Genomic DNA, 16,981 nt, shown 5'->3' on the forward strand with positions numbered 1-16,981 from the left:
ATCGACTCTGTTAAAGTTCTGACAACACGCTGCGCAAGAAGGGGTGGCATCCCGGTCCATAGTCCAAATATTGTCATCAGAACTTTAGCGATGATCAGAGCTACAGCTGTGATGCAACGGGCAGCGTGACCGTTTCCGTATATGGTAAGAACGACCGGAGCGCAGGGGACTGCGCTCCCATTTTCATGGGGCATCTTTTTCCAAGGCACCACGTCAGGAGTGTATTGTCGCTCTGTCAGTGGCGAGAACACTTCCGCTGGTTCTGGCGACAGCGACGTTCGGCGCCGGTGCGCTCGTATCCATAACCGACGCTACATTGAACGCGCGCCGAACCAGACGGCCGCAGACCGCAGCATTTCTCACCTGAGCGTAGGCACGGATCGCACAGCTGTCCCTGTGCTGCGGTCTATGGTGGCAAAGAAAGAAGGAGCAGACTGCAATCAATCCTACCGGGACGCGACATTTCCCCTCCTCATTTAAGGACAGCGGCAGTCCATCTACCATCTGTGAAATCAATCGTCCGCTCGACCGCGAGCCCCCCGGCTCCCTTGTGCGGAGAGCTCGCTCTATTTTTCGACATCGGGTATTCGACAATACCTGACACTACCGGAGCGCCGTCGCTTCCGTCGCGCGGCACAAGGGCTCGATCCTGCACGCCGACTTTCCTATACGGTGCTATTGCAAAGTGGCGGCCGTGTCTCAGAGGTTCTGGCGCTCACAGCTGCTGCTGTTGAACTGAAAAGCGGAAGCGTAGCGCTTCTGACCCTCAAGCGTCGAAAGAGTGACGTGGTACGACAAATTTCCCTACCGCTGAAACCCGGCCGAGGCGCGAATGGAGTTTCCGGAGTTGGCTGAGGTGTGGGCCACGATCTTTCCTGCCGTAGAGAAGGCGGCGGAGGAAGCGGAGCGAAAGTTGCGCGATTTCGTCGCTCAAGTCGGGTAGTAGAAATTTGCGGCGCTCACGCGCCGCCGAATTTTCAGACCGGGATGCCGAGCTTCTTCGCCTTGTCGCCCAGATTGTCCTGAATTCCCGCGCCCGGGACATGCATCACGCCAATCGGCAGCTCGTTGAGCATCGATTTCCGTTGTCAGGGTTGCAACGGCGTCAGTCGATGCCTCCGCGTCAGCCCTTCCAGCGATCTCTCCAGGTCGTCCCGACGCATCAGGACGGCGGCGTCCGTATCATTTACGGTTCGGTCGAGCTCTTGAGTTCGTGTTCGTAGCGCTCTGGACACAGCCGGGTCGGTGGCAATCAGCGGGAACACCTGACCCTGCGACCGGGCGATATCCTGACAGGCCATATTGAAGGCCCCTTCGGCTGAAGCGCGGCGATTCTTCGCGGCCTCCATTCCCGCGGCAGCTTCCTCGCAGCGAGCGCTCGCCGACTGGAACGCGCCAGCAGCAGCGGATTTCGCCTCCCACGCCTTGGCGAGGGTTTCGTGGGCCGTTCGACGACCTTCGTTAATCCGGGTCCGGTGACTCGCGGTCGCCCCACCGTCAAGAAGTTCAGCTCAGGCGAACGCTTCTCTACCAGTCGACGTTGTTTGGGTTGGGCCGCGCTCTGCGTCGATTTGCGACCGTGAATGCTCAAACGAGATGGCCGCGACCGCGCCGTCCGGCTCCGTTGCAGCGTCATTTCGAGCTCACCAGCCCGCTCACGCAGTGCACCGTACTTTTGCGCAACCGCTGAAAGTCTGTCGGCGCAGCCCACCGGGGCGGCGTCAATATGCCGTTTGGTTGTAGTTCCCGTTTCCCTTAAGCTTGCGCATAGTCGAGGAAATGCTGGAGGCGCGTGGCACTGTTGACCTATGAAGCCGTGCGCCAGTGGGGACCGAAATTCGGCAAGGCGTTCTCCGATCGGTCCGCGAGCGCGCTCCCGCTCGCGGTGACAAATGGCATCTGGACGAGATCGTTATCTCGATCGCGGGCGAACAACATTAGCTCTGGCGCGCTGTCGACCAGAATGGCTTCGTTCTCGACGTCTTGATCCAGCGCGGAAGAGACTCGCGCGCTGCGCAGCGGCTCAGGAAGAAGCTCTTGAAATCCGCCGGCACGCCGCCGCGCGTGATGATCACGGACAAGCTTCGTTCGTACGGCGCTGCGAGGGCAAAGACGGGCCTTTGGGTCGAACATCGCCAGCACAAAGTTCTCAACAATCGGGCCGAGAATTCTCATCAGCCGACGCGACGACGCGAGCGGATCATGATGCGTTTCAACTCCTCCAGGCCCACCGATTTCTGTCAGTTCACGATCAGGTCTCGAACCTTTTCCACATCCCCTATCCCGGAGCCCTGACTGCCGACTTCCGTCGTGCTTGGCACGAGCGAGCCTTTGCGACTTGGCGCGAGATCTCCATGACAAGCGCTATCGCCGAATCTCGAACCTTTGAGAAGCGCCTCCTTCAGCTCAGCGGTCGGTTAAGTTGACGATGCCGTCGCTCGACATTCAGTATGGCACAGGGATTGCAGTGATGAAAAAGCGCTCCGGAAGCTGAGCACGGCGAGCCGGTGCCGGGCGATGGATCTATTCTGAGTCGTTACGGAACATGACCATCAGCGGGCAGAACCCAGGTGCAGCCGGTCGATATCAGGAATCTGGTGATCGGCCACGTCTTCTTTATGTCGTGCCACGTAACTCTGACAGGTAGACAGAAAATTTGGAACCCACATTATGCCGGCGGAGTCGGATATCAAATGTGCGAATGCAAACATTCGAACAAGCACCGTCTGGACAATTGTGCTCGGCTTTGCCGCCGATCCATTGATGCGGTGGAGTTGGCCTGACGCAGGCCAATATCTTCGGAGCATGCCTCGGTTCGTTAACGCCTCTGGTGGACCAGCATTCGAGCACGGCACAGCATACGTCACGGAAGGGATCCGCGCCGCAGCCCTGTGGCTGCCGCCTGGCGTGCAGCAAGACGAGTCCGCGTTAGACGAAATAATGGCGCTGTCCCTGAACCCGGCGATCACCGAAGATATGGCGCTCCTGCGGCAGGAAATGGCCGAACATCATCCGTCCGAGCCGCATTGGTACCTGCCTCTCATCGCGGCCGATCCGAACTGGGTCGGACAAGGACTTGGCACATTGTTGATGAAATACGCTCTTCAACGATGCGATGAGCAGGGCATTACCGCCTATCTGGAAAGCTCGAATCCCGATCACATCCCCTTTTATCAAAGCCACGGCTTCGAGGTCATTGGCAAAATACAACATGGTTCTTCGCCGCCGCTCACGCCAATGTTGCGAGCAGCCAAATAAAGCGAAATTCAAAGCCTGTGTTCGCATTGGCTCACGAGGGCCACCTTTCAGCACTGCTTACGTATTGTCTGCGGCGGCGCTGATTATTTCGCCAGCAAGTATTGGGGCGACTCGGGCTCGCGGCGATGCTCCATGATGTCGGGAAGCTACCATTCCGCTGACGCTGTTCGACAAGCCGGGCCGTCTAAATGAGGAAGACAGCAGACTGATCGAGACACATCTGGTCGACGGCTTCGGAAGACTCTGGATGGCGTTAAGTTAACGAATTGGAGCCGCCGAGGGGGTGGTGACGACCAGCACGCCGACCGCCCGGACCCCTCTTTATCGCCGCCATCGCTTCCCACCGGAAGTAATCAGCTATGCCGCTTGGTTGTATTTCCGGCTTCCTCTCAAGCTTGCGCATGGTCGAGGACGTGCTGAAGTGCTGGCGGCGCGTGGCATTGGCGTGACCTATGAAATCGTGCGCCAGTAAGACGAAAACTTCGGCAATGCGTTCTCCGATGGATCCGCTCGCGCGCTCCCGCTCGTTCAAACGACTGAGAGCATGCACTTGACCGACCGCGACAATCGCGATGATCAAAGCCGGTTGTTGACGCGTCGATTTCGCTCGCCCGAGGACGAGTACGAAGCAAAGGCGGCGCGCGGTCACGACAGAATTCCGGCGGAGCATTCCGCAGCCCGGTAGAAGGCCCGGGCATCCCGTCTTACAAGGAATCGGCAATGAGGCTGCGCGCCGACCATTTCATGCTGCCGCACACCGTGCGATCTTCACGGCGGTAGATGCGTGCTGCCTCAACGGGCCGCGCCTCAGCCTCCTCGCTCGAGCGCCAATCGGCAATCGTCAGCTCAAAGATGATGTCGATTGCAGGATCCATCTTGAGGCAGCGCCACAGAGCAACGAAGAATATCCCCGCGGGACTGTTGGGAAGTCTTATTGTTCTAGGCCGCGCTCTGCGAGCAGCCGGTGCATGACCTCGCCTTTGATCTCGCCTGCGATTTGGTTTCGGACTTGGGCTCCGAGCACCCGCTCGGCATCGACGTCGCCCACCAGACCATGTTCGGCCAGTCGCTGATCCAGACGGCTTTGGAACTCTTCGCCCATGGCTTCGACGAGCCGGTCTTGCATCGCTGCATGTTCGTCTGGAGCGATGCGCCTCAGCACCGTCTCCCAGGGTTGCCAGCGGCTTGCCATGAAGTCGGTGAACTGGCTTGCTTCCCGCTCCCGGACCAGGTCGAGCGCCTCCGTCGCATCATCCTCGCTTACGTGAGAGACCGCCAGGAAGCGCATGTCAGGGGCGACGTGACTGAGCTCCAGCGGCTCGCGCAGCCGATGTTGATAGGCCAGGTAGACTTCGATGTCGTCTACGTTCGGGTTGCCGCTGGCGAGCGAGTTGATCCTGTCGCGCGCGATCTCGTCCAACGCCTCCAAGCGGAAGGCGACACGGCCGCGCTGGATCAGATCGCCAAGCCGATCGTCATATACCCCGTCCTCGACGTCAGCGTTGAGGCGCGCGGTCTGCATACCATTCCAGTGCAAGGTGACACGATCCTCGCAGCTCGCGTTGGCCTCGGACGCCTGCGCAAAGAACTGCTCGCGCAATGTCGGATTGGCGGCCGCCTGCTGCAGATCATCAGCCACTGCCTGCCGAAACTCGTCATTGCCGTAGTTCACGGTCTCTCGTAGCCTCTCCAGGAACTGCGCGTAGTCCTGGGCGCCTGGCTCATCCGCAAAGTGCTGCCATTTGGCCAGCGTCGCCGGGTCGTCTGCGAGCCATTGCGCGGCAGCCTCATATAGAGATTGCTGCGCAAGCTGCGGTGGCGCTTCAGCCGTCGCCAGATTAGCGAGGACGTCGTCCGGCAGCGGGTTATCCCCGAACTCGAGGTTCTCCAAATGCGGGTAGCTGAGACTAAGATTCGGTACACGCCCCTCAAGAAGATCCTCAGGCAGGCTGGTCAGCCGGTTACCGCTGAGATTGAGCGATTGGAGGGTGCTCGGAAGGGGGGCGGGGAGGTCGGCCAATTGATTGCTGCTGACATCGAGTTCAATGAGCCCCGATGGGAGGTAGTCGGGGAGGTCGGTCAGCTGATTGCCACTAACCGCGAGCGAGGTGAGCCTGCTCGGGAGAGCGTCCGGCAGGCTAGTTAGTCGGTTGTCGCTTGCGTTCAGGATCTCGAGCCCAGCCGGAAGGTTGGCCGGCAGACTGGTCAAGCTGTTATCGGCCACCTCCAGCCGAGAGAGGGTCGCCGGAAGAGCGTCCGGCAAACTGATCAACCGGTTATGGCTAATGAGAAGATGCTGAAGACCGGGTGGGAAGCTAGCGGGCAGGCTGCTTAGCTCGTTGTGCCTGGCGCGCAGTTCCAGCAATCTTGGCGGCAGGGCGGCGGGCAAAGCGGTCAGGGAGAGGGAGGACAAATCCAGCGAGTGCGAGCCAGTGTTGTCCGCCCCCCTAATTCGTGCGCGTCCCTGTCGCCGATTCTCGGCTTCGCCCTGCCCCTCTTCGGCCGCCCAGTTGTCCAGCAACTGCGCGCGCGCGGAGGCCGGGGTCCGATATCCTGTCATGGCTTCGAGCAAATCCGCCACGGCTCGGCTGAAGCCGCTGAGGTAACTTTCCTGCTCCCCCTCTTCAGAAGCGGCCGAGGAAGAACCTGCACTCCACTGAGCCTGTCCTGTGTTCATCAATATCTCCATCGCCAAAACAAGAATACCCCCGCTCCTCAAGGTCGCGAAGCAGGCCGGGTGTCATGATCATTGTTCACACGAGCCCAAACGCGCAAATGGATCGATACTGCTGCGAGGCTTCCTGCCATTTCGTTGACCAGATAAGTCCCGGAGGGCCGTCAACGTGGCAGCGTTCTGCCCTTAGCAGGCCTACCTGTCGATAAGCTGACGAATGTCGCTGCAGAACCCCGGGTCGCCGGTTGCCAGCGGTGACCGAAGCAAGCCCGGTTTGAGGTTGAACCGGTCAAGCTTCGCAAAGACCAGCTTGGCCCCCATTGCCTTGGCATGGGCACCGCCAGCGCTTACGCGTTCGGAGCGTCTGCCACTCTTCGTTGCCACGTACTCGGTCGAAGGGTAAGCGGCAAGCTGCGGCCGTCAGGCGGCGTGGTTCCATGGCATAAGCGCGTCGATTTCGCCGCTCGGCCAGCCGTTGGCGATACGCTGAGGCGTTAGGCTGAGCCAGGCGCACGGATCGACGTTATTCATCTTTGCTGTCTGCAGCAGTGTTGCGATGGTTCGCCCAGGTTCGTCCGCCGCCGTCGCTACCGGCAAAGAGGCTATTCTTTCTCGTAATTGTTTGTGGTCAGATGGCGCGTTCAACGATGTTGGAGTCGAGCTCGATGCGAACCATCAGTCTGGAAGCGTTCGAAGATGGCACGGCGCGAGACGGCATAGCGGATTGCCTCAGCCAGTTTTGATTTTCCGGAAATCCGCCGCAATGTCTGCTGCCAGAGATCGAAGAGATCTGCGACGACCGCTGTGGAGGCTTGCTGGCGCGCGGCAACGCCTACGTCGGGGCTTTGACCGCGTATGGTCTTCTCGACCTGCCAGAGCTTCGCCATCCGCTCGACCGTCGCCGTTGCCACTTTCAAGCTTCCTGCAACATGCAGCTCATAGAACTTGCGCCGGCTGTGTGACCAGCAGCCAGCCAAGGTGACGCCATCTCTCTTGCGTGAACAACGGACGTATCCATTTCTTGATCTCTGGAAGCGACGCCGCCCACAACGCAAGCGTCTCCTCGATCGACGCTGCTGGCGTCCACGACCTCCGAATCATGGTGTCCATAGATTCAGACATCTCCTAAAAAGGCAACTGTAATGCTAGGATTACCCCTAGGACCTGCAGCGCTCGCGTCCGTCAAACAAGGCGGCCTCAATGGAGGGATACCTTCCATCAGCTGGATGGCTGGATCATCCGAAGGCTCTGGTCGCGCCGCGGAAGCGGTGGCGGAACGCAGCCTGGAAGGAATATCCGACCGCTGGCAAAGCGCATGGGGTCCTGCTGAACGCGCTGCGAGGCGCCTTCGATGGCGCGCAGCCGCGGCCAGCTTGCAACATAGATATCGTTCATCGCCGTCCGCCAGCGGAAGATGTAGTGACTGACGAAGAAACGCGTCATCACACCGACACGACCGCAACAAGAGCAATGCCGGCAAAAGTCGACAACTCGCTGTAGAACTGCTGGACCATCACTTGCGCCGATTTCGAAAGCGCGGCCTGGACAAGGTCATAGAATGGCCCATACCAGCTGTTGATGGCGACGCTGACCTGGACCTGAAAGTAGGAGGTGAACAGTATTAGCGCGGAGCCAAGAATCGACCACGTCGCCCAGGGGTGCGGCGCAACCAACATCCAGCCAGCCGCAAATATCGCGGCGCACGCGGCGAAATAGAGGTCGAACCAGAGAGCCGGCGCCGACGAGAACGTCGCCAACCCGACCTGCCTTTTGCGGCGCTTCGAACAGATTGCTCGCGAAGCCATACCAGACCAGCATCGTCAGTGCGGTCCAAACGATCGCCGAGAGAAAGAACAGCTTGGGTCGGGGGAAAAACGAGAGGTCCGAGCATCTGTGGCCTCTTGGATTACAGGAGACCGTCGGGCATCGTCAACTTAATCGACCGCCGAGCCGAAGGAGGCGCTTCTCAGTTCGAGATTCGGCTTGTCGCGGAGATTTCGCGCCAAGTCGCAAAGGCTCGCTCGCGCGAAGCACGACGGAAGTCGGCGGTGACGGCTCCGGGATAGGGGATGTGGAAAAGGTTCGCGACCTGATTGATCGTGAACTGACAGAAACCGTTGAGCCTGATCGGACGATTTGAAACCCTTCATGATCGGCTTGCGTCGCCGCGTCGGCTGATGAGAAATCTCGGCCCGATTGTTAAGAGCTTTGTGCTGGCGATGTTCGACGTGAAAGCCCATCTTCGCCCTCACAGGGCCGTACGAACGGAGCTTGTCCGTGATCATCACGCGCGGCGGCGTGCCGGCGTATTTCAACAGCTTCTTCATGAGCCGCTGCGCAGCGCGTTCGGCGCTGGATCAAGACGTCGAGAACGAAGCCATTTTCTGGTCGACAGCGCGCCAAAGCCAAGTTGTTTGCCCGCGATCGAGAAGGCGCTGCTGCAAAACTACGGGGTGACCACCTGAGGGCCGTGTCCGAGATCGGCCCAGAAGGCCAGCGCCAGCCCGATTTAGCCGGACGGTGGGTATGGGTCCTGGCCATATGTCCACTCGTGTCTGAACCTGTGGTCATGGCCCTGAACTAGAACCTGAGCGTCGCGTCCTACCTTTCCCTCCTTGTGGGCAGCGTCGACCGCGACGCGGATCGCCTCTTCCTCAGTGGCGTAGGGGCCGGAGTACTCGCAATTGAGCGCAACCATCCACTGGCCTTTATGGCGCGTGACGAAGTACTGAACGCTTGCCATAAGCTTGCTCCGGCATCGCCCCTGGGATCGATAAACGGGGTCGTACTCTGCAAATCTGCCGCGGTCGCCTCAACTACCGGATTTGGTGGGCTCCAAGGAGCAGCGCCTTGTAGGCTGGCCTGTTTGCTGTACCCGCGGAGACCAACTGCCGCGCCTTAGTTTCCCTTATTCACGAGAACCGGAACGTAGCAGCTTCAATCGTCGTAGATGTGGCCTAGCTGCTAGCAAGTCTCTCTTTCTCGTTGGAGTCGAAGGCTGGATTGATGGTTGAGTGCTGCGACCGTTTGCGTTTGATCGACAAATGAACCCTCCAAATAGAATGTCGTCATGGTCCAAACTCCCGGGAGACCAGCCGCACTCGATCGCATTTGTAAGAAAGCGCTCGTGCGGGTCCGACCTTGCCTCTTTTAGATCGTACGAGGCAATAAATTTGGCATCATGGTTGCTCCACTCCGCGGCGCACACGCGGACTTGGAGGCACGCGGACATGACTCGGCGCCGTCGGGAGTGAGAACCCGACGCTGTCCCTACCGCGCCCGCGCGGCCAGTGAAGTTGGCGGCGGTGACTCGGCGCTCACGCCTCCGGAAGCGCTTATCCCTACCACGCGCTGCAAACTTCGGTGGCCAGCCTTCGCCCTTGGATAAGCGAGACCGACCACCGCGGCCCCCCGAGAGGCTCAATTCCCAAGGGTGCTACCAAGCAGTATCGCTGAGAAGGACTGGAAGCACCTACCAGGATTGGTTGGTGCCGATCTAATGTGGCCTGTGCCGCGCGGCGAACAGGATGGAAGTGGAGCGTCGACCATGATGAGAGGGCTACGCCGGGCTCGTGACGCAGGGAGGGCGTAGCCCGACCGGAGTTACGAGCCCGGCGTCGGCGCGATCCACAGCGGACCGCGCCGACTGGTGATCGCGGCCGGCTGGTTATGCAAGTGGTTCTTCCGCCAAGAGGAATCACTCGCGTGCCAGGCCGACACATTACCGATCACCAAATGAGGCTCTACATGAAGTACCGTCAGACCGATAGCCCACCCGTGGCCGCCGCCAAGGCGTCGTTCAGCACCTCGACCGCTTACCGGATCGAGAAGGATCGACGCCTTCCGTCGCAGAAGAAGGCTCCCCGCGGCCGTCGCCGGCCAGATCCCTTGGCCCGCGTATTTGAGACAGATATCGTGCCGATGCTGAAGGCCGCCCCCGGTGTGCGGCCGGTCACGATCTTCGAGGAGTTGCTCCGACGCCATCCCGAGCTCGGCGCCGGCATCCGTCGCGCGCTGGAGCGCCGGATCCGGGCCTGGCGGGCGATCCACGGCGAGGAGCAGGAGGTCATCTTCCGCCAGACCCACGAACCCGGTCAGCGCGGCACCGACATGGGCGAATTGGGTGTCACGATCGCGGGCGTACCGCTCGACCATCGTCTCTATCACTTCCGGCTGGCCTATTCCGGGTTTGAGCACGCCCATGTCGTGCTCGGCGGTGAGAGCTTCGTCGCTCTGGCCGAAGGCCTGCAGAATGCCTTGTGGTCACTCGGTGGGGCGCCACGGGAGCATCGCACCGACAGCCTGTCGGCCGCCTTTTGCAATCTCGACCGCGACGCCAAAGACGATCTGACGCGGCGATACGAAGACCTCTGTGCCCATTACGGCATGCGGCCTTCCCGCAACAATCGTGGCATCGCCCACGAGAACGGGGCGATCGAGAGTTCGCATGGTCATCTCAAGCGAGCGATCGGCGACGCGCTGTTGCTGCGTGGCACCGCCGACTTCGACGATCTAGCTGCCTATCGTGGCTTCATCGATGAGATCGCCAGCCGCCGCAATGCCCGCAACGCCAAGCGGATCGACAGTGAACGTAGCGCACTTCAGGATCTGCCGGACCGCCGCACGTCGGACTATGAAGAGGTGATCGTCCACGTGACGTCGTCCGGCGGCTTCACCTTGCGCAAGGTGTTCTACACGGTGCCGTCGCGCTTGATCGGCCATCGGCTGCGGGTGCGCCTGTATGACGATCACCTCGACGTGTTTGTCGGCGGCACGCATCTCCTCACCTTGCCGCGCGGGCGGCCGCATCCCAATGGCAAGCACGATCAGGTCGTCGATTATCGGCACGTGATCCATTCCTTGCGGCGCAAGCCGATGGCGCTCCTCAACCTGGTCTACCGCGACCAGCTGTTCCCCCGGGAAGCTTACCGCCGAGCCTTCGACGTCTTGCGCAAACGCTTACCGGACAAGAAGGCCTGCCGGATCATGGTCGATCTCCTCGCACTCGCCCATGAGCGCGGTTGCGAGGCCGAACTCGCCAATCAGCTCACGGCTGACCTGAACGACGGCCGGCTGCCCGACCTCAACCGGCTACGTACTCACTTCGCCCCGGATCCCGCCCAGGTGCCGAACGTCGTGGTACGCCTCGCACCGCTCGCCACCTATGAATGCCTCATCGGTACCGCCGAGATCGGAGGCGCCGCATGAGCACAACCAACGTAGTCGACACCGCGCGCCTCAATCTGTTGCTCAACGAGCTGCGGCTGCCCGCCATCAAGGCGCTGTGGCCGCAATTTGCCGAGCAATCCGATAAAGAAGGCTGGCCGGCGGCGCGCTTCCTCGCCACCATTGCCGAGCACGAGATCGCTGAGCGCGGCCGCCGCCGCATCGAGCGCCATCTCGTCGAGGCGCGGCTGCCTACCGGAAAGACCTTTGACAGCTTCGACTTCGAGGCCGTGCCGATGATCTCCAAGGCGCAAATGACCGCACTCGCCGCCGGCGACGGCTGGCTCGGCAAGGGCGCCAATCTGCTGCTGTTTGGTCCGCCCGGTGGAGGCAAGAGCCACTTGGCGGCAGCAATCGGCTTGGCCCTCATCGAGAACGGATGGCGCGTCCTGTTCACCCGCACCACCGATCTCGTGCAGAAGCTCCAGGTGGCTCGCCGCGAGCTCAACCTCGAGGGCGCCATCAACCGCCTCGATCGCTTCGATCTCGTCATCTTGGACGATCTTGCCTATGTCACCAAGGACCAGGCCGAGACCAGTGTGCTGTTCGAGCTCATCAGCGCACGCTACGAGCGACGCTCTTTGCTGATCACCGCCAATCAGCCCTTTGGAGAATGGAACAAGGTCTTTCCGGACCCAGCTATGACCCTCGCGGCGATCGATCGCCTTGTTCACCACGCCACCATCGTCGAGATGAACGTCGAGAGCTATCGCAGGCGGACTGCCCTCGAGCGAAAGCGTGGTCCAGGGCGGCCACCGGAGCACGCGACACAAAAAACGCTCGCTTGATTGACGCTCCGCGACAATCAAAGCAAACAAAACTCTTGCGCGCGACGATGACAGCAGCGGAGCAACGGCTTGGTTCGCAGCTGGATGGGGCCGTCTATCTGCGACCCGAGGCGCTTGCGCTGCCGATTGGATCGGATATCGGGCTCGTAAGCCTTGGCTCTCATGGATCGTCGTCGGTACCGAGGTTCTCCCTGGAGCAGGCCGCCACGGCCAAGCAGCCGCTACGACGGGCATGAGGCCTTATTCGAGGATCCGCAGTTTCTTGATTTTATTGTAGAGGGTTTTGCGCGAAAGCCCGAGAGAGCGAGCAGTCTTGCCGCGGTGAAGCCGGTTTCTCTTCAAGCCCTCGATGATCCAGTCTCGCTCGGACAGCGAGGCCGCGGGCCGTGCGCCAAAAGGTGGCTCCAACAACGGCTTTAGCACCTCACCGGTGATGTGACTTGATGGCAAGGTCACGAGCTGGTTCACGACCTGCCGCAACTCGCGCAAATTGCCTGGCCAATCGTGCCCGGCGAGCGCAAGGAATGCAGAGTTTTCTATCGTGAGCGTCTGGGCGCTGGAATCTCCTTTGGCTTCGACGGTGAAGTGTTGAACGAGTTGCGGCAGATCTTCAAGCCTGTCGGGTAGCGAAGGCAATTGGACATCCAGCCCGGTAAAAAGGTCGAGAAGCCGCGCGCACAGAACCGTTTCAAGACCAGCGCCTCGGGCCACGGTCGCGGTGGCAATGATCCGGGCGTTGGAACGCATGACAGTTACCCCGTTCAGAGGGGTAAATCCGCCTGTCTCGAGGTAATCGGCAAGGCGCTCCTGTCCATCGCGCGAAAGTTGGTCGACATGCAATAGCACGACGGCACCGTCACTCGACGCCTCCAGGAGTGACAATTGGCGTCTGCCGCTCTCAAGACGCTCGGCGCCGAACAACGGGCCAAGTATATCCATCGCCGGACCGGGGCGGCAATGAAACAACGCCGTTTTGGCGTGCCTGCGGTCGCTAAACGCGTGAACCAGGGTTGCTATTCTACGCTTGCCAGAGCCGGCCTCCCCCCAGATGAGGACCGGGCGGGGGGTCGCCGCAACGCGTCTGGTGATCTCAAGGATGCGCTTCATTGCCGAGGACTGCGCGATCACGCCGTGCCTGAAACCACTCAACTGCAGCTGCCGTTCGAGTAGATCCACCTTCTCGCGCAACAGGTGGATGGTCTTGAAGCCCGACGTCACCTCGAGGACCGACATCTCCAGAGGCACGCGGTCCAGCGAAGAGCCTCCGATGAAACCCTGGATTCCGGTCTCGCGGCAGATGTCGAGGAGTTCGTCCGGCTTCGTAATGGGGCCGCCCCCAAGCAGGCAGATGGTGCTCTTGTTGACGGATTGAGCAACGCGCGCAACGGCGCTCGTACGCGCTGCAAGTTCAGACAGGCTGACCGACGGATCGGCTCCGCTTTCAATCGCGCGGTTTAGATTGAAGTTGATGCAAATGGCCTCGGCGCCCGCTTCGACCATTCGACGCGCCTCGGATTGACTGCGCGTATAGGCAATTGTCATCAGGCCGCGTTTTGCAGCTTTCACGAGGAGCTCGATTTCCCGGGAGTAACCAAGACCACACTTCTCGAGCAATGACCTGCGCTCATCGTCGATGTGTATGACCGATGGGAAGTTGGTCACGCCGGCAAATCCCCATTTGATGATCCGATCGAGCCAACGATCAACATCGAGCTCGGGGTCGAATGTACAGGTGCCGAAGAAGACCGGCAGTTTCGTGCTGGGCAGAATTTCGGTCCGTCCGAAGCTTGCCACGAATTCGTTACTATTGCGGATTGGGAGGATCGAGGCAGGCGAGGCCCCACCCATGGCACGAAAACGGCCCGCATTGAGCGCGAGCACGAAATCGGCCCCCGCCCGCTCGGCGGCTCTGGCGGTCATGCCCGACCCGATCCCCGCACCAAGGACAAACGAACGGGAATTGCGGAAGAACTGCCTGATACCGGCTCCCTTCACCTCAGCCGTCCGCCTGTCGATCCTGAGCCGCGCATCATCGCACGGCTCTACGTGAAGACTAGCTCCAACTCGCAGGTGCGTGCAACCGCCATACCGCCTTTCCATTGCCCATGAACAAGTGGCAATCGGCTGGAGCGGCGGTGAGGGTGAACTTGGAGGCGCCTTTGGGCCAACCGGATTGTGGCGCCCTGGCGACGAGAGCTTCGTTTCCGGCATTACCGTAGATGTACGTGACGCTGCCGAGATGCTCGACGAAATCGACCCCAAGTTCAATCGAGATCTCCTGCTGCCCGGGCATTGACGAGGAGAAGTCGTCCGGGCGAATTCCAACAGTGACCGGCTTGCCAACCAGCATCTGGTCCGGCTGGACCGGAACGGAGATCGTGGGCCCGGCGTCCAACCGGACATCCATGCCATGTTCATGAGCTGCTTCGACCTTGCCGCCCAGGAAGTTCATCTTGGGCGAGCCGATGAATCCTGCAACAAAGCGCGAAGCGGGATTGTGATACAGATCGTGCGGGCTGCCGACCTGTTCGATGTTGCCGTCCTTGAGCACCACGATCTTGTCAGCCAAGGTCATCGCCTCCACCTGGTCATGCGTCACGTAGATCATGGTATTTCCGAGCTGCTTGTGGAGCTTGGCGATCTGAACCCGCATCTGCACGCGCAAATCGGTGTCCAGGTTGGAGAGCGGCTCATCGAACAGGAAAACTTTTGGTTCTCGCATGATGGCGCGCCCGATTGCGACGCGCTGGCGTTGCCCTCCTGAAAGTTGTCGAGGCTTGCGCTCCAATAGATGGTCGATCTGCAATAGCGATGCTGTTTTGGCTATCTTGGCGGCGATCGCGGCTTTCCCGGCTTTGGCCATGCGCAGGGGAAAGGCCAGGTTCTCTTTCACCGTCATATGCGGATAGAGAGCGTAGCTTTGAAAGACCATGCCGAGGTTGCGATCGGCCGCATCGATGTCGTTGACGAGCTCATTGTCGATGAGGAGCCGCCCACCGCTGATGGGCTCGAGCCCGCCAATCATGCGCAGAAGCGTGGATTTGCCCGACCCGGACGGACCAACAAAGATGACAAATTCGCCGTGATCGATAGTCAGGTCGATATTACTCAGGATCTCGATTGTCCCAAAAGTCTTCTTGAGGCCCTCCAGGCGAACGTCGGCCATTATGCCCTCCTCTGTCGCGGTTGAGCCGCGCGAGCAGCACTTACCTCAATCTCGCGCAAGCTCGATACGATGAAGTCGGGAGCCATCAAGGACGGATCCTGACGCGTTGGCACGCCGGTTGTAACAAGCACCGTGGCAAGACCCGCCCTCTTTCCGGCTTGAATATCCGTAGGAACTTGATCTCCGATCATGATGGTCGACCCGCGCTTCGTACCGAGGCGTGAGAGCGCTGTCTCGATCATCGGCACTTGCGGCTTTCCAACGATCGAAGGCCGCACTTGCGTAGCAGCGGCCACAGCTGCAATGGTCGCACCAGCGCCAGGTTCGAACCCGCTGGCCGTCGGCAGCAGAAGATCGGGATTGGTTCCTATGAACACAGCTCCATTGAGGATCGACTCAACCGCAATTCGCAGCTTCTCATGCGTGATGTCCCGGTCAAGCCCCATCACGACAGCTTCGGGCGCTCGGTCCGTGACCTCCAGCCCAACATCTCGCATGGCCGTCACAAGCGAGGAAGCTCCGATGACATAGATTCGCGTTAGGTGCGGATAATTGGTTCGAACGAGTTCTGCGGCGGTGATAGCGCTTGTAACGACCTGAGACGGTGCGATCGAAAGACCAGATCCTCTCAGCCTGCCGACGACGTCCTCCGGGGTATGCGTTGAATTGTTCGTCGCAAAGCAGAATGGCACGCCTGCTTTCTGCCATCTCGTAAACGCCTCTATGGCATCCGCTATTGCGGTGCCGCCACGATAAACGACGCCATCCAGATCGGAGATAATCCCTTCTATCGGCGGCCAGTTGATCTTAGAGCTGAGGCTAACCATTCATCAGCATCCCACCATTCACATGGACAATCTGCCCGGTCATGTAGGAAGCTGCGGGGCTGGCCAGGAACACCGCAAGCCCTGCGATATCTTCCGGCAGTCCGACCCGGCCCAGCGGAATTCGGCCACTATGGCGCGCTTCGGTTTCCTCCCGCGGACGCCCGTGCAAGGGTGTATCGATAATCCCGGGAGCAATCGCGTTGACGTTGATCTTGAACGGAGCACATTCATAAGCGAGCAGCTTTGTCACATCGTGCACGATGGCTTTTGACAAGCAATAGTCGGCGCCGCCAGCCTGGTAGTTGAAAACAGCACCTTGAGATGACAACGAGGACCCGACATTGACGATGCGGCCGCCTTTGCTCTTCATGAAGCGCTCGATCGCCAGCTTCGCGCAACGAAGCACTGCGACGGAATTGATCTGGATGGTTTTTTCGATTCGATCGGCATTTCCGGTCAGAAGCGCCTGAGCCGATTTTATTCCGGCGTTGTTGATCAGGACATCGAGCCTGCCGAAGCGCTTGGCGATCTCATCAAGCACCCTGCCGACATCATCTTCTCGTGACACATCCATGCTCATCGGCAGGATGCCATTGCCGTGCGGCAAACGAGTCAGAATGACTCGCAGGTTTTCCAAATTCGCGTCGGTTGCCAGGACGTTCGCACCGCCTTGACGGAAAGCATTAGCTATGGCTGAGCCAATGCCTCCACCTGCACCGGTCACAAGCACGGTCCTGTCTGCAACTGAGAACTGTTCGGTCATTCCAACTCCAAGATCGATTGAGAATTCAGAAATTCGTCGACGGCCCAACTGCTAGGCATCGATCTTTGGGCGCCGCGTCGCGTCACACATAAGGCGGCAACCGCGAGCGCCTTTTTGATCGCTTCTCGTATCGGCAACCGATGAGCAAGAGAGGCTGCGAAAGCTCCATTAAAGGCATCCCCCGCCGCGGTCGTATCAACGACCTTCACAGGAAATGCGCGGAGCGCGAAAGTCGCGCTGGCATCGGCGTAGTAGGCTCCCTGCGCACCTAGTACCCGG

11 protein-coding genes and 6 pseudogenes are annotated in these 16,981 nt (G+C 60.1%); 5 read left to right on the forward strand and 12 right to left on the reverse strand.

Annotation, left to right across the window (positions count from 1 at the left end; translation table 11 throughout):
- Positions 1-1,088: 1,088 nt before the first annotated feature.
- Positions 1,089-1,349, reverse strand: coding sequence for a hypothetical protein (locus AB5K84_RS37810; RefSeq protein WP_011084713.1), 261 nt, complete (start codon positions 1,347-1,349; stop codon positions 1,089-1,091).
- Between the two features lie 247 nt (positions 1,350-1,596).
- Here AB5K84_RS37810 and AB5K84_RS37815 point away from each other — a divergent pair.
- The 3 genes and pseudogenes from AB5K84_RS37815 to AB5K84_RS37825 all read left to right on the forward strand — a co-directional run.
- A pseudogene (locus tag AB5K84_RS37815) lies at positions 1,597-2,421 on the forward strand (IS6 family transposase).
- A 249-nt stretch (positions 2,422-2,670) separates the two neighbouring features.
- Complete coding sequence (locus AB5K84_RS37820) at positions 2,671-3,258, forward strand: GNAT family N-acetyltransferase (RefSeq protein WP_018648286.1); 588 nt, start codon at positions 2,671-2,673, stop codon at positions 3,256-3,258.
- 286 nt (positions 3,259-3,544) lie between these two features.
- Positions 3,545-3,792, forward strand: a pseudogene (locus AB5K84_RS37825) (IS6 family transposase); the annotation flags it as partial.
- Between the two features lie 170 nt (positions 3,793-3,962).
- Here AB5K84_RS37825 and AB5K84_RS37830 read toward each other — a convergent pair.
- The 6 genes and pseudogenes from AB5K84_RS37830 to AB5K84_RS37855 form a co-directional block, all read right to left on the reverse strand.
- Entirely contained in the window at positions 3,963-4,133 is a 171-nt protein-coding gene (locus AB5K84_RS37830; protein ID WP_018648285.1) for a hypothetical protein, read from the reverse strand.
- 56 nt (positions 4,134-4,189) lie between these two features.
- Positions 4,190-5,935, reverse strand: coding sequence for a T3SS effector NEL-type E3 ubiquitin ligase NopM (gene nopM, locus AB5K84_RS37835; protein WP_026312873.1), 1,746 nt, complete (start codon positions 5,933-5,935; stop codon positions 4,190-4,192).
- Between the two features lie 417 nt (positions 5,936-6,352).
- Positions 6,353-6,924 (reverse strand): annotated as a pseudogene (locus tag AB5K84_RS37840) (IS66 family transposase); the annotation flags it as partial.
- 226 nt (positions 6,925-7,150) lie between these two features.
- Positions 7,151-7,737 (reverse strand): annotated as a pseudogene (locus AB5K84_RS37845) (SbmA/BacA-like family transporter).
- Between the two features lie 129 nt (positions 7,738-7,866).
- A pseudogene (locus AB5K84_RS37850) lies at positions 7,867-8,415 on the reverse strand (IS6 family transposase); the annotation flags it as partial.
- Positions 8,416-8,441: 26 nt separating this feature from the next.
- Complete coding sequence (locus AB5K84_RS37855; RefSeq protein WP_018648284.1) at positions 8,442-8,675, reverse strand: DUF2188 domain-containing protein; 234 nt, start codon at positions 8,673-8,675, stop codon at positions 8,442-8,444.
- A 962-nt stretch (positions 8,676-9,637) separates the two neighbouring features.
- Between AB5K84_RS37855 and istA the strand changes: the two genes are divergently transcribed.
- Positions 9,638-11,140: an IS21-like element ISBj11 family transposase gene (gene istA, locus AB5K84_RS37860; protein WP_039185914.1), complete on the forward strand. Its 1,503-nt coding sequence runs from the start codon at positions 9,638-9,640 to the stop codon at positions 11,138-11,140.
- On the forward strand, positions 11,137-11,946 hold the full coding sequence (gene istB, locus AB5K84_RS37865; protein ID WP_018270204.1) for an IS21-like element ISBj11 family helper ATPase IstB: 810 nt from the start codon (positions 11,137-11,139) through the stop codon (positions 11,944-11,946). The genes istA and istB overlap by 4 nt, the downstream gene beginning before the upstream one ends.
- Positions 11,947-12,186: 240 nt before the next feature.
- On the opposite strand, the gene AB5K84_RS37870 is transcribed toward istB, so the two are convergent.
- The 5 genes and pseudogenes from AB5K84_RS37870 to AB5K84_RS37890 form a co-directional block, all read right to left on the reverse strand.
- Complete coding sequence (locus tag AB5K84_RS37870) at positions 12,187-14,046, reverse strand: sigma-54-dependent Fis family transcriptional regulator (RefSeq protein ID WP_011084701.1); 1,860 nt, start codon at positions 14,044-14,046, stop codon at positions 12,187-12,189.
- Positions 14,000-15,112, reverse strand: coding sequence for an ABC transporter ATP-binding protein (locus AB5K84_RS37875; RefSeq protein ID WP_011084700.1), 1,113 nt, complete (start codon positions 15,110-15,112; stop codon positions 14,000-14,002). The genes AB5K84_RS37870 and AB5K84_RS37875 overlap by 47 nt, the downstream gene beginning before the upstream one ends.
- Positions 15,112-15,939, reverse strand: a complete 828-nt coding sequence (locus tag AB5K84_RS37880) for an HAD-IIA family hydrolase (protein WP_011084699.1) — start codon at positions 15,937-15,939, stop codon at positions 15,112-15,114. Before AB5K84_RS37880 ends, AB5K84_RS37875 begins: the two co-directional genes overlap by 1 nt.
- Positions 15,932-16,702: an SDR family NAD(P)-dependent oxidoreductase gene (locus tag AB5K84_RS37885; RefSeq protein WP_011084698.1), complete on the reverse strand. Its 771-nt coding sequence runs from the start codon at positions 16,700-16,702 to the stop codon at positions 15,932-15,934. The genes AB5K84_RS37880 and AB5K84_RS37885 overlap by 8 nt, the downstream gene beginning before the upstream one ends.
- Positions 16,699-16,962, reverse strand: a pseudogene (locus AB5K84_RS37890) (PfkB family carbohydrate kinase); the annotation flags it as partial. The gene AB5K84_RS37885 and the pseudogene AB5K84_RS37890, both read right to left, overlap by 4 nt.
- Positions 16,963-16,981 lie beyond the last annotated feature (19 nt).

Origin of the sequence: Bradyrhizobium sp. 1200_D9_N1_1, assembly GCF_052075915.1 — a bacterium.
Lineage (GTDB): Bacteria > Pseudomonadota > Alphaproteobacteria > Rhizobiales > Xanthobacteraceae > Bradyrhizobium > Bradyrhizobium diazoefficiens.

Bases quoted from the DNA above. Each gene is read 5' to 3' on its own strand.
- AB5K84_RS37810 (WP_011084713.1), bottom strand. From the start codon at position 1,349: ATGGAGGCCGCGAAGAATCGCCGCGCTTCAGCCGAAGGGGCCTTCAAT.
- AB5K84_RS37820 (WP_018648286.1), top strand. From the start codon at position 2,671: ATGCCGGCGGAGTCGGATATCAAATGTGCGAATGCAAACATTCGAACA.
- AB5K84_RS37830 (WP_018648285.1), bottom strand. From the start codon at position 4,133: ATGGATCCTGCAATCGACATCATCTTTGAGCTGACGATTGCCGATTGG.
- nopM (WP_026312873.1), bottom strand. From the start codon at position 5,935: ATGAACACAGGACAGGCTCAGTGGAGTGCAGGTTCTTCCTCGGCCGCT.
- AB5K84_RS37855 (WP_018648284.1), bottom strand. From the start codon at position 8,675: ATGGCAAGCGTTCAGTACTTCGTCACGCGCCATAAAGGCCAGTGGATG.
- istB (WP_018270204.1), top strand. From the start codon at position 11,137: ATGAGCACAACCAACGTAGTCGACACCGCGCGCCTCAATCTGTTGCTC.
- AB5K84_RS37870 (WP_011084701.1), bottom strand. From the start codon at position 14,046: ATGGAAAGGCGGTATGGCGGTTGCACGCACCTGCGAGTTGGAGCTAGT.
- AB5K84_RS37875 (WP_011084700.1), bottom strand. From the start codon at position 15,112: ATGGCCGACGTTCGCCTGGAGGGCCTCAAGAAGACTTTTGGGACAATC.
- AB5K84_RS37880 (WP_011084699.1), bottom strand. From the start codon at position 15,939: ATGGTTAGCCTCAGCTCTAAGATCAACTGGCCGCCGATAGAAGGGATT.
- AB5K84_RS37885 (WP_011084698.1), bottom strand. From the start codon at position 16,702: ATGACCGAACAGTTCTCAGTTGCAGACAGGACCGTGCTTGTGACCGGT.